Source organism: Paenibacillus sp. FSL R7-0297 (genome assembly GCF_038009025.1).
Taxonomy (GTDB): domain Bacteria; phylum Bacillota; class Bacilli; order Paenibacillales; family Paenibacillaceae; genus Paenibacillus_AQ.
Genome location: NZ_JBBPAQ010000001.1, coordinates 5892920 through 5905499 on the forward strand (window position 1 = coordinate 5892920; position 12580 = coordinate 5905499).

Annotated in this window: 9 protein-coding genes; 3 read left to right on the plus strand and 6 right to left on the minus strand. The window is 44.6% G+C overall.

Annotated elements, in window-relative coordinates; translation table 11 throughout:
- Positions 1 to 2: 2 nt before the first annotated feature.
- The 6 genes from MKZ24_RS25825 to MKZ24_RS25850 form a co-directional block, all read right to left on the minus strand.
- On the minus strand, positions 3 to 3371 hold the full coding sequence (locus MKZ24_RS25825; protein WP_340788164.1) for a non-ribosomal peptide synthetase: 3369 nt from the start codon (positions 3369 to 3371) through the stop codon (positions 3 to 5).
- A 25-nt stretch (positions 3372 to 3396) separates the two neighbouring features.
- Complete coding sequence (locus MKZ24_RS25830; protein WP_042235096.1) at positions 3397 to 5457, minus strand: non-ribosomal peptide synthetase; 2061 nt, start codon at positions 5455 to 5457, stop codon at positions 3397 to 3399.
- A gap of 19 nt (positions 5458 to 5476) precedes the next feature.
- Positions 5477 to 7165, minus strand: a complete 1689-nt coding sequence (locus tag MKZ24_RS25835; RefSeq protein ID WP_042235094.1) for a DHA2 family efflux MFS transporter permease subunit — start codon at positions 7163 to 7165, stop codon at positions 5477 to 5479.
- A 34-nt stretch (positions 7166 to 7199) separates the two neighbouring features.
- Positions 7200 to 7349: a cyclic lactone autoinducer peptide gene (locus MKZ24_RS25840; RefSeq protein WP_081956472.1), complete on the minus strand. Its 150-nt coding sequence runs from the start codon at positions 7347 to 7349 to the stop codon at positions 7200 to 7202.
- Between the two features lie 57 nt (positions 7350 to 7406).
- Complete coding sequence (locus tag MKZ24_RS25845; protein WP_340788169.1) at positions 7407 to 8573, minus strand: SDR family oxidoreductase; 1167 nt, start codon at positions 8571 to 8573, stop codon at positions 7407 to 7409.
- A 204-nt stretch (positions 8574 to 8777) separates the two neighbouring features.
- Entirely contained in the window at positions 8778 to 9359 is a 582-nt protein-coding gene (locus tag MKZ24_RS25850; protein WP_042235091.1) for an accessory gene regulator B family protein, read from the minus strand.
- Between the two features lie 188 nt (positions 9360 to 9547).
- On the opposite strand from MKZ24_RS25850, the gene MKZ24_RS25855 reads away from it, so the two are divergent.
- The 3 genes from MKZ24_RS25855 (at position 9548) to MKZ24_RS25865 (ending at position 12547) form a co-directional block, all read left to right on the plus strand.
- The gene (locus MKZ24_RS25855; protein WP_052416241.1) at positions 9548 to 10291 is read left to right on the plus strand and encodes a LytR/AlgR family response regulator transcription factor; all 744 of its coding nucleotides are present in this window, start codon (positions 9548 to 9550) and stop codon (positions 10289 to 10291) included.
- Complete coding sequence (locus MKZ24_RS25860; RefSeq protein WP_042235088.1) at positions 10288 to 11559, plus strand: sensor histidine kinase; 1272 nt, start codon at positions 10288 to 10290, stop codon at positions 11557 to 11559. The genes MKZ24_RS25855 and MKZ24_RS25860 overlap by 4 nt, the downstream gene beginning before the upstream one ends.
- Positions 11560 to 11860: 301 nt before the next feature.
- Entirely contained in the window at positions 11861 to 12547 is a 687-nt protein-coding gene (locus MKZ24_RS25865) for a DUF7002 family protein (RefSeq protein WP_042235087.1), read from the plus strand.
- Positions 12548 to 12580: the final 33 nt, after the last annotated feature.

Genomic DNA, 12580 nt, shown 5'->3' on the forward strand with positions numbered 1-12580 from the left:
CTCTACGGTTTGACTCTCCGATTCATCGCATGTTTTCTTAACTGCTGTTTGTCAATTATGCCGGCAGTCGAGTGCAACGTCTGGTCATCCTTGTGTCTTGACTGTATGCTCTCGATATGCCCAGCCTGCTCCGCTACGGTAGAATATTGGAAGAGGTCTGCTATGCTGATATCTGCACATAATTGATCTTTAATGCGATTATGCAATTCCACTACAAGAATAGAATTCCCGCCCATATCAAAAAACGCCTGGTCTATTCCCACCTGATCCAATGACAGAACTTCTTCCCACAAGCAGGCAAGCTTCCGTTGCAGCTCGGTCTCAGGGACAGCAGTACTGTTTGACTCCAAGATCCCGTAGACAACGGGTGGAAGGGCCGTGCGGTCTATTTTGCCATTTGCGTTCAGTGGAATCTCTTCAACAGCTAGAAAAGCGGATGGAATCATATAATCTGGCAATTTGCCCTTCAGAAACTTCCGAAGCGTCCCGGAATCCAATAGCTCTTGACCCTGCCAAATCACATAAGCCACAATTTTTTTGTCTTCATCGCGGCTGCCGTCTACCAGAACTACAGCATCCTTGATTCCGTTAAAAGCGAGGATTCTGGACCGGATTTCCCCGAGTTCAATCCGGAAGCCTCTAATTTTGACCTGTGAGTCCCGTCTTCCCAAATATTCGATATCTCCGTTCGGCAGATATCTTCCCATATCACCTGAACGATACAGGCGATTGCCAGAAATCCCGCCTATGAAATCATTAATAAATCTCTCCGCGGTCAGTTCAGGGCGATTGAAGTATCCCTTGGATACCCCTGCGCCTCCGACATAGATTTCCCCGTGAACACCAGGCGGAACCAAATTCCGATAATCATCAAGCAGATAAATCTGCAAATCGGGAATTGGTTCTCCTATATAACTTCCGGTGGCGAATTCAGTATCAGCCATAACGACGGGTCTGTACGTAACATGGACTGTGGTTTCGGTAATTCCGTACATGTTGACCATTGCTGGTTCTTTGTCCCCATGACGCTCAAACCAAGGTCTCAGACTCTGGAGATCAAGCGCTTCTCCTCCAAAAATGACATACCTCAATGCCAATGGAAATTCTTGATGCAGGCTCTGGTCCACATTCATCAGCTGCTTGAATGCAGACGGGGTCTGATTCAGCACCGTAACGCCTTCCGAGCTCAACAGTCTGTAAAAAGCATGGGGCTCTCTGGTGACGTAGTAAGGAACAACAACAAGCTTGCCTCCGTACAATAAAGCCCCGAAAATTTCCCAAACCGAGAAGTCAAAGCTGAATGAATGGAAGAGTGTCCAAGTATCCCGTTCGTCAAAGTTGTACCTCTGTTGGGTTGAAGTAAACAAGCGGACGGCATTCCGGTGGCTGACCATAACGCCCTTCGGCTTTCCGGTCGAGCCGGACGTATAAATAATATAAGCAGTGTTATCAGCAGTTACATCATGGTTAGACTCTGGCATCTCCGCCGGTTCCGGCACATTCCAATCTCCATCTGCATACAATATGTCCGTCTCGCCAGCTAGAATATGGGTAGCTAACCCCCGCTCGGTGATCATAACAACAGGTTGAATATCCTGTATGATCTCGGCAATCCGTTCCGGAGGGGCTTGATGATGAATGGGGACGTAAGTCCCTCCTGCTTTAAGAACAGCCAGAATGGCCACGATCATATCGAGCGAGGGCTGCACCATCAAGGGCACCTTCACTTCGGGTCCGACACCCTTCGCCTGTAAACAAGCAGCCAGAATGGAAGATTTCAGATTTAACTCACTGTAGGTAATCTCCTCCTGCCCGCACACTACCGCTGTTCTTGCCGGAAATTGCTCCGCCATCTTGTGAATCCGGCTATGCAATGTTTCTTCTTCCGTAGACTTCGCGGCAGGATAGTTCCAGACGTTCAGGATTTTCTCCCGTTCTTCCTTAGTAATTATGGGATAGGCACCTATCTCCAGTTCCGGTTTATCCAGCACCTCCGAGATGAGCTGAACATAATGAAGAGCCATGCGCTGAACGGTCTCTTCCTTGAACAATGCAGACTGGTAGTGAAACTGCCCTGACAGCGAGCCTTCGACTTCCTCCAGGTACAGGGAAAGCTCATACTGGGAAGCTTGTACTGGCACAGGAACGGGATGCAGGACTAGACTCCCTAATTGAATACTCGGTCTCTCTTCCGCATAAAGAAAGCGCCCCGACCGGTTCGAGGATGTCGGCTTCTCGTACGTCAAGGAAACCTGGAAGACAGGCGTCCGGTTGCCGTTACGTTGACCCTGCAGCTCCCGGACAATATTAAAGAAGGGAATATCTCCATGGGTCAGACCCTCCATAGAAACTTGCTTCACATAAGCAACCAATTCCGGAAAAGAGAGGCTGCTGTCAGCGTCAATCCGGAGCGGAAGCATATTGACTAAATACCCTATCGTATCTTTGAACCTGGCACTGCTTCTGCCGGTTGTCGGCGATCCGATGATGATATCCTTTTGCCCCGAATATTTCTGGAGAAGCATGTAATAGAAAGCAAGCATAATTACATAAACTGTAGCTTCATGCGCCCCCGCTAGTCTTCTGATTCCATCTACCATCTTTGGACTCAGCTCGAAGGAGCAGGATTGGCCTCTGTAATCTGTATGATCTCCTCTTGGATAGTCCGTTGGAAGATCCATGCAGGGCAGTAAACCGTTCAATGTTTCTTTCCAGTAATCCAAGGAATGGCGGCCTTCCTTGGATGCTAGCAATCTCCCTTGCCATTTGGCAAACTCACTGTACAACACGCCGGAAGTGCCTGGAGCTGCCTTTCCATGCTCAACCAGACTTGTAAAGATCAACCCGAGCTCGTTCAACAAAACACCCTGGCTCCAATAATCCATCGCTATGTGGTGTATGGATACCAGCAGCCTGCCCTGTCCCTCCGCCTTTTCAAAAAAATCAACTCTCATTACTTTGCCGTTCTCCAAATCAAAGGGATGTTTGGATCGCTCGTGAACCAGCTGGTCAATCGTTTCTTCCTCCAGATCAAATACCTCATGCACCATCCAGAATTCTTCCCCGTTCATCACCTGCTGGACAACTTTGTAGGGGCCTCCGGTATTCTCTCGATATCCGGTGCGTAAGATAGGGTGCTTGTCCCGCAAAATGCGGAAAGATTCCCGCAAAAGGTCGATCCGGATCTGATTATCAATCAGTGAACAAAAGTTTAAGTGGTACGCACAAGAGTCTGGAGAGAGGCGATATTGTAAAAACAATCCTTCCTGCCCTTTGGAGACAGGAATAGAGTCTCCGGTTAGACCCAGTTTATCTCTCAATATAGCTTCAGCAAGCTGGAGTTTCTGTGTTCTTTCGAGGGTCTGTTCCATTTCTTCCTCCTTAATGTGCCATAGATTACCGCTGCAAGGCATCAAGAATCCGGTTAAGCTCTTCCTCTGAATAACTGTCCAGACGGTTGTAAACCGTCTCCATGTCCATCGTGTCCTGATCCAGTTCTTCTATCGTCGGGCTTGCCTCCATAACGGCAGATGCCCTGCTCTCTTCGATTATTCTGCCGGCAATAGTCTCTATAGTATTGCCCTCCAGATAATAGGTGATCGGAAGCTGTACCCCATATTTCTCCTCGACCAGGTGATGTAACTCAATGGCTGTAATGGAATCGGTACCGAGCAGATGGATCGGCATTCCGATGTCGATCGATTCAGTCTCACCGGGAAGTAACCTCTTGAAAGCTGCAGTCAAATCAGCAAGTACAGTATTCCGGAGCTCATTCACTGTTAGCTCATTCGTCAAACCGGTTGTAAATGGGGAGCGGGATTTACTCTCCCCCGTCATGTCGGTCAGATGCTCATAGATGTATACAGGGTTTAGTTTTTTTTCAACATAGAGCACTCTGCATTGACTTCTTTGGAGCTTGCCGGTGCGGGTAAGCGGAAGCGATTGAGGAGATACATAGAGCAGCTCCGCAATCCGAATTCCGTTGCGTACTTGAATATCCGCGACTGTCCGTTCGGACAGCCGGGATAACTCCCCCTTGTCCTGTAGTGCGGTTTCCACTATTACAATCAGGCGTTCACCCTCACTAGCATCAACCGAAAAAGCCGCACACTGCCCTATTGCCGTTGCCTGGCGGCGAACCCCCGCCTCAATATCATCCGGGTAGAAATTCTGCCCTTTGATGATTATTATTTCCTTCAGTCTTCCGGTCAGAAAGAGATTGCCGTCGATCTTGCAGGCCAAGTCCCCTGTCCTGAAGAATGGCCCCTCTCCTTCGGGCAAATACAAACCGAAATCCAGCTTTGTTTGATCAGAATTGTTCCAGTATCTATCCGCCAGTCCGGGTCCCTTCACCCATACCTCGCCGGTCTCGCCCGATCCACACTCCCGCCCGCTGCTGCTGTCCACAATTACGGCATGATACCCTGCAACGACCTGACCACAACTATATATACCTGGAAGTGATTCAAGCCCAATCGGCTGTTCATTCAATGCGCTGATTGAGATAATGCCCGCCTCGGTCATTCCGTATCCTATGATCAGACTAGTAGCCGCAAAGCCATGCCTGCTGAAAATGCGGGTGAAGCTATCCACTGTGGAGGGAAGAACCCGCTCCGAGCCGCTGAGAGAAATTCGTAGATGGCTCAAATCTAATCCTTCCGCCTGTTCCTGCGTATAAGCGCCAGCCGCCAATTTGTATACAAAATCAGGACCAAGAAATATGGTCGCTCTGCGCCGGGATAGCTCCGTTACCCATTCAAGAGGCGATTGTAAGACTCGGAGCATGGGCAGAAAAACAACCTGAAGACCAAAAGTTAATGAAATGAATACATTCAGCATCCCCATAATATGCTGCAACGGGCTGACACACACTGAACTGTCTGTATCCTGCAGCCGGAGACGGTCCTGAACGGACATCACATGACTGCTGAAGCTTTGATGTGTATGAACGACTCCCTTAGGCCTGCCAGTAGAACCGGATGTATACAGAATGAATGCCTCGGAGAGAGGGGATAGATCGGCTGGTATGTACTCAGCCTCTTCTGACAGACCGTCAGTCGTATATATGCTATAACCCGGCAAGCGCGCCTGGAGCATGGGCTGCATCTCGGATGTGGTCAACAGAAGGTTTGTCAGACAATCCGCGGAGAAAGCCTTGAGTTCCTCCACAAACGACGCGCCTTTGGTCAAATACATGGGAACCGCTATAACTCCTCCGAAAATGCAGCCAAGAAATGCAACCGTAAATTCAATGTTCGAGTTGAATAGGAGAAGTACTCTGCTCTTCGGCTGGCATCCCTGCTTGCGAAGAAGCGCAGCAACGCCTTCGGCTCGCGTAATCAATCCGGAATAAGTAATTCCACGTTCCCCTGTTTCGTCCATAGGAAGTTCTATCAATATCTCTTTATCCGGCCATCTTGACGCTGACTGCCTTATCATCTCAAAGATACTGTTCATTGGCTTCTCCCACCTTTTATCACATTTCTGTATTGTCCATTGCTATTTCGGTCCCCTGTTCCTGCCTTTGCCCCGTTCCTATGAAGAAGGAAAATAAGATGCCCAGCAGCAGACAGGCACTGCCGTATTTGAATGTATCACTGAACGAAGAGACCAATCCGGAATATAGCTCAGGCTGAATTCGCTCAGGCCACAGTTTCTTCACCTCGTCTTGCTGAGCCTGAAGAACGGCTTTGGTCATCTCCAATTTGTCCGGAGCCACACCAGCCAGCAATTTGGCCCCTCTCTCCTGCATCAAGCCGATAACGCTCTCCATCTGGGGAACTTCGCTACTGCTGGATACCTCGATCTCATTCACAGCACTAATCAATTCCTCTTGAGCGGCGGCGCTGAAGACTTTATCCGAATGGATAATGTCGATAATATCGGACTTTGCAGCCGCAATTTCACTACCAGTCGTCGTATTCAAAATAGTGACAATGATAGCTACACCAAGCACTGCCCCGATAGAGCGCGTCATATTCATAATTCCCGACGTAATACCAACCTTATCTTTAGGGACATTGCCGATGGCCGAATTCATTGTAGGCGCCAGCGCAAACCCCATACCCGCACCTGCGATAGCCAGTCTGTATATTACATCAAGCCGGTCAGACCCTGCAGTCAGGTCATTCATAAGGAACATCGACAGTGCGATGCAAGCCATGCCGGCAATGATAAGCCAGCGTTCCCCTACCCTTTTGAGCAGCAGACTGGTAATTACCGAGAAGAGGGCCGAGGCCAACGGCATAACTGATAGAGTCACACCAGCCTCAAGCTCGCTGAGCCCCATCAACCGAGTCATGAAAAAAGAAATAAGCAGCGATATTGTCATGATGCCCGCGCCTAATATAAGCAGCGTTAAGGAGGCGGCGTTAAAGGTGACATTCCTGAGGAGTGACAGGGGGATCATTGGCTTCTTTGTTGTAAGCTCAACCCAGACAAATAAAGCCATAAAGATCAAAAAGGCTAAAAACAAGCTCAAGATAAGCGGAGATGTCCAACCTTCGTCGTTGGCCTGAATAAGCGCATAGGTGATAGAGAACAGCGAGACGGACAATGCAGACATCCCCAGAAAGTCGAGTTGTTTGCCCGCAGTAGGATCATAGGATTCTTTGATGCAAAAGATCACTAAGAAGAGAGCGACAATGCCGATTGGTACGTTGATCAAGAATATCGACTGCCAGTTGAACTGATCGGATAAGAATCCTCCAAGCGTCGGTCCGCTGGCTGCTGCCAGCCCCGATACTACGGACCAAATGCCCAGCACCTTCCCCTGCTTGTCTTCCGGAGCCAAGTCCAGTGCAAGCGGTATGGATACCGGCAGAATAATTCCGCCGAATAAGCCTTGAAGCACGCGAAACAAGATAAGCATCTCAGAGGATGATGAGATAGCACATAGAAATGACATCAGTGTAAAGAAAAAGATACCGATCCCAAATATCCTCTTACGGCCAAACTGGTCGGCCAATCTTGAAGCTGTAATGATAAAAACAGCAAATGCCAAATTATACCCGTTGATTACCCAAGTTATGTTTTTCAGCGTAGTATTGTAGTAACTCATCATCTCGGGAAGGGTGATGTTAATGATCGTCGTATCCAGTAATGCCATGAAAAAACCAAAAATAACTGCCACAAATGCTAATTTGTTTTTTGTCCCGTTTATCATTATCCGATCTCCACTCCCAGATTTTTATAATTGACTAATTGTAATATTTTTCTTTAATCTCCTCCGGCATTTCTGGCTCATGTGCAATCCACCAGCATAACGTATTCACTCTCAGCACGACAAAAGCAACAGCCAATACACTGATTACTTTCCAAGGAATTCTTTTCATTTGGGCTAAATTCATGATCAGGTTCTCTCCCTAAGATTGCTTGATTTTGGTAACGCGGGTTCTCACATTATTTTAGTTGACTAGTTCTTCATCAAAACGATTACAAATTGAAAAATCAGCCAATGAATGCAAATCAATTTTCGGCATAAACTTACTGCCCATAATACTGCCTATTAGTTGGCTGTCATATTCATTACTGCACTGATTTAAGTAAGGAGTGTACACCTTGTTAATAGACCTGTAATATAGCTTCTCACTCTTGTTCAGGTTAGTCGGGGCCTCGTCAATGAACTCATAGTGATTAAAGTGTAAAGAGCGCAGCAATGAGCTATGCAAATAGCGGTTATTAATAGATTCTGGATAAACAATATTAACGTAAGGGATATCCTGCTGAAAAAATGCCAGAACTGATTTGGCTACAAAATCCACAGGCACTATGTTGACCTTTGAGTCGGGGGAAATGTGAATTCTTACACTTTCTGTGCTACCCTGATTTTGTAAATTCCAAAAGAACTTTGTCCAGCCGTAAAACACATCAAACTTGGAGATGTAATACAGCGGTGCATCAATAAGTCTTCCGCAGACCACGCTTGGCCTCAAAATCTGATACTTGATATTTTTTTCGGTGCAATAGCTCTGAATGAATTTTTCGGTCAGATTTTTGCATTTCTCATAATGATTTCTGTAACTATTATCTTGATAAAAAGTGAAGTTATCTCCGATTACTCCATCCACAATGCCACACGAAAATGCAGTGCTCATATACACCAATTTACTGTTAAACTGTTCTATGGCATGAATTAGATTTATTGTTCCCAGCCAATTAGTATGATGGACCTCTTGTTCAGCCGCAGCAGTATTAAAAAGATTAACAGATCCTGCATTATGTATAACGAACAACTGCTCGTCTCTGGGGATTAGCGAATACAACTGCTGCCCAAGATCAGAATCTTCTAAATTGCCATCAATGGCGGTGATATTTTCCGCTAATTCCTGGTAGCCATACTTTTTGAGATACTCGGGAAGATACTCATGAGTCAATAAATGCTCAACTCTTGCGGCTGCCGAGAGACCCTTTTTTCCCCGTAATAGAATATATATTTTATTTCTCCATGAAGTTTCCATAGCCACTTTCAGAAACTCGTATAACACGTGTCTCCCAATAAAACCTGTGACGCCGGTAATGAGAACATTGCCTTGAAGCTTAGAGGGTATCATAGAATCTCCTGAAGTATTCATATATTCCCCTCCTTGTCCTCTAGCAAACTATGAATTCCGGGAACCTCGCTTTGCTGTTCTTCAGAACTATAAACCGGACGAGACACATCCATGTTACAACCTCCCATAATATATTTTTGTATAGTTATCTATACAACGTTATTAATTTCACAAACATAAACAATATGTACTTTATTTTCATTAATCGTCCCGGAATCTTACGCATTAGCCTGGCTCATTTGCCACTTGCTGTTTGCAGCAGGCTTTGATCTCCACAAAACCGGATAATTGCGAAACCGTTAAGCCCAGCAGGCTTGCCAACAAGAATGGATTAGTATTTTGCAGGAAAATTAATAAGCCATATGCGAAAATCAGAAGACTATTAATTAAAGTACCTATTAGTTGTATTTTCTTCTGTTTTGACCTTGGAATTGAAGATATTAGAGACCAGAGTATCAGCAGTAACGCGGCTCCCCAAATGATCCTGTATAGAATAAGTTGATGTTGAAAGAAATGTATGGCTAGCATACATAATAAAAAGGTACCTACAGATATGAAATAGCATTGTAAAAATGTTCCCGCATGTCTTCCGCCCCTCATACTTCTTATTAAGAAGACCGTCCCTACCCAGGCTAGAGCTTCTACAAAACTCCCCAAAATAACAGATAAAATTATCATCGTACTGAAAATAAGCATGGATTCGATCATGGCCTGTAATCCGTAACGGATTATCGCCAGCTCCTTCTGCATGATTACTTTATGATGGACCATCCTCTCACCCGCAATATTTAATAACATCTCTATCATTTTTTTCCATCCCCTTGTAAATAATATAGGATAATTATTCCTTTAAAGGAACACCTTATATGCGAACCGCATTAAATTCTATGCGAAATGCATTTTTATGTATTAATTTTTAGAACTAGCCTTGTGTTGATCTATAGGCCAAATTTGCTATACTTTAAATATATGGAATGAATGGGAGAGAAGAACTAATGCTGTACGGTGGAATATGTGACGATGAAAGCGAAGTTTACGAAGAATTAAGTCAGTTTTTCACACATTTTGAGAGGGATTTTAATTGTAAATTCAGTTTAACTTATTTTTCTTCAGGAGAAGAACTGCTGGAACATTATCAAAGCAAAAAGCCTCCTCATTTACATTTTCTCTTTCTTGACATTGAAATGTCAGGTATAAACGGCCTGGAAACGGCAAAACAAATCCGTTCCTTCCCTAATAAAGAAGTCGCCATCCTATTTTTAAGCAGCTACCCGGAATATGTCATGGAAAGCTTTGAAGTATTTACATTCCAGTATTTACTAAAACCACTGGTGTATAGTACTTTTGAATCAAAAATGAGACGGCTCTATGACCATCTAAATTCTGCCGTAAAATATTCAATCATTTTGAAAGAGGAGCAAGGAGAGAATATTATACCATTGTCAGAAGTTATATCTATTTTGAAAGTAAAGCATTCTTTGGCACAGAATAAGTTGAATATTATCACTACAGATGGAAATTTTTCTGTTACAGGAACTATATCATCCTATTCCGTGAAATTAGGCGCGCCCTTCCTGCGCATTTATAGATCAATTATTGTAAATATGGATTATATCCGAAAGTTTACTGTTCATTCCGTTGTGCTGAGCAACGATCAGGAATTACCTATAAGCAGAGCTCACAGTAAGCAAATCAAAGATTCCTATACACAATATATGGCAGGAAAATATATTCCATGAAAATAACCCTGCTATTTTTTCTAGGAACGACTCTCATACAGCTTGTTCTACTAAATCGCTATTTTTTTGCTTTGCTCGGTTCTTCTCAACAAAATAAACTGCAAATTACTTTCCATTATCTGCTGAGCGGAATTATCATTTATTCATCTTCAATCTCTTTTTTTCCTGTGGTCATAACAGGTTTATTATCAATGTGTAGTGCATTTATCATCTCTAAGTGCTACCCTGCCCGGGTAGAATCGAAATTGATTTTTTCAATTGTATACGTCATTCTGGGTTTCATAGCGGAAACATTGTCATATGGACTCATTTTGCAATTTCATCTCACATCCGATGCTGTAGACTTAAGCAAAGAACAAACACGGTTACTCATTTTATTGCTATCCTCACTTATTTTTTTCTTGTTCATTGTATTTATCAAATTATTTAAAAGACAAAGGGACTACAAGCTGAACACCTGGTACTATCTTGTACTGATCATCATCAATATCGTTAGTCTTTTTATTTTAAATACGCTTTTCTTCTATGCACAAGAAAATAACATGTATATTTATTCAGCAATTGCTGTCCTATTAATCAATGTTACTATTATCTATTTATTTGATGAATTAATTGAAAACTTCCAGATGAAAGATGAGCTGCAAAGATTACATAAACAGACTGATTATCAAAATGCCAGCTATCAGAAAGTCTCAAACTCATTTCAAATGACTAAACAAATTATCCATGATACGAATAAGCACTTTATATATATCCGTGCCTGCATTCAAGCAGGGGAAAGGGAAAAGGCACTTGGCCATATTAGCCAAACTATGCAAGCGATGAGGAATTCTTATTTCGCGATAGCTTCAGGTAACCTGGTCATTGATTCTTTGCTAAATAATGCAATAAATATTTCTAATGAGAGAAATATACGAATAACGCATCATATAAGTATAGAGAATCTGGACAAGATAGATCCTTTTGACCTGTGCATAGTAATCGGTAATATCTTGGATAATGCAGTCGAAGCGGCTCAACTTCTTCCTACACCAGCAGAACGGTTTATATTAATTCGAATCTTCACACAGTATCAAATGCTAACCATTTATTCCGAAAATTCATACACGCCGAACAACAAAAGGAGAATAAAGAAGAATAATGAGCTACATGGAGTAGGCCTGCTCAATATCCGGCAGATCACTGAAAGATATGGAGGTCATCTTACTGTAACGGCAAGAGAAACATTCAAAACTATTGTTGTCCTTCCAATAAATCGGGAAGCCTAATTTCATAAACCCTTATATATTTCAAGACCGTGGCTGCGTGGGTTCCATGCGGTCTTTTTTACAATTTCCACAGCTTTTCCGTTATGGTACAGTATCTGTAAACCGCCTTCGATATAGTCGGCTCCACTGATCATCTGCTTCACCATCGCTGGTGTGGCGGGCGTCTCGTTGCCCTGAAGCTAACGCCTCCACTCTGCTCTGTTCGAGTGCTTCAACTTTCATCTTTCTCATCCTTTCCCTTTCAGCATTTCCTTTCTAAAATAAAAAAATATTCATTTCCCGCAAAGGATAAAATAACACTATGAAACATTCACTGATTGCTGCCATTACCAAAAGCCCGCTCCGCACTTCGTTATACCACTTCACCCGCGCCAAGAATTTGCCCGCAATGGCTACACTTGACGCATTGTACGCCTCATCCGTATTATGTCCAGCGCATGCAGCCGGAGTACGCCGGACTACAGCCCTCCAGGTACAATACGCCGGGCAGCCGGTTATCCTGAATTCCCATCTGCGCATCACACCTGAAGCAATGGACCCGGACACAACCCCTGAGGAATTACGTCTCTGCCTTGACCGCCATGTCTTCTTGTGGCCGACCTGGCGGGATTGCCTGGCCATGGCGGCGATGTACTCCCGCAGAGAGCCCGGCGAAGTTTTTGCCATCCTGAAATTCGACGCCTGCGAGCTGCTCGCCGGACAGTTTGATCGGATCAAGCTGTCCAAATATGATTCTGGCAGCTCGCCCAGATTCCCGCACCGGATGTCCTACCGCAAAAGCTGCGGGATGCTGCTGCCCATTGCTGAGTTCATGTCAACAGCCGGGCCGGCGATACCCACCAAACCTTCGGAAATCAAGGAAGTGCTGGTCGAAGGACAAATATCACCGCTCAGCCGGTATTTGCAGACGGTCTATTGTTCGGAGCCGCAGCTGGTTCCTGAGATCTGGCAGCCTGTATGTCAACCGCTGGCTCTGACGGCACATTAATTGCCGCTAGCCTTGTAACTTATGTCGCATCGT

Bases quoted from the DNA above. Each gene is read 5' to 3' on its own strand.
- MKZ24_RS25830 (WP_042235096.1), bottom strand. From the start codon at position 5,457: ATGAACAGTATCTTTGAGATGATAAGGCAGTCAGCGTCAAGATGGCCG.
- MKZ24_RS25865 (WP_042235087.1), top strand. From the start codon at position 11,861: ATGAAACATTCACTGATTGCTGCCATTACCAAAAGCCCGCTCCGCACT.
- MKZ24_RS25840 (WP_081956472.1), bottom strand. From the start codon at position 7,349: ATGAATTTAGCCCAAATGAAAAGAATTCCTTGGAAAGTAATCAGTGTA.
- MKZ24_RS25845 (WP_340788169.1), bottom strand. From the start codon at position 8,573: ATGAATACTTCAGGAGATTCTATGATACCCTCTAAGCTTCAAGGCAAT.
- MKZ24_RS25835 (WP_042235094.1), bottom strand. From the start codon at position 7,165: ATGATAAACGGGACAAAAAACAAATTAGCATTTGTGGCAGTTATTTTT.
- MKZ24_RS25825 (WP_340788164.1), bottom strand. From the start codon at position 3,371: ATGGAACAGACCCTCGAAAGAACACAGAAACTCCAGCTTGCTGAAGCT.
- MKZ24_RS25860 (WP_042235088.1), top strand. From the start codon at position 10,288: ATGAAAATAACCCTGCTATTTTTTCTAGGAACGACTCTCATACAGCTT.
- MKZ24_RS25855 (WP_052416241.1), top strand. From the start codon at position 9,548: ATGCTGTACGGTGGAATATGTGACGATGAAAGCGAAGTTTACGAAGAA.
- MKZ24_RS25850 (WP_042235091.1), bottom strand. From the start codon at position 9,359: ATGATAGAGATGTTATTAAATATTGCGGGTGAGAGGATGGTCCATCAT.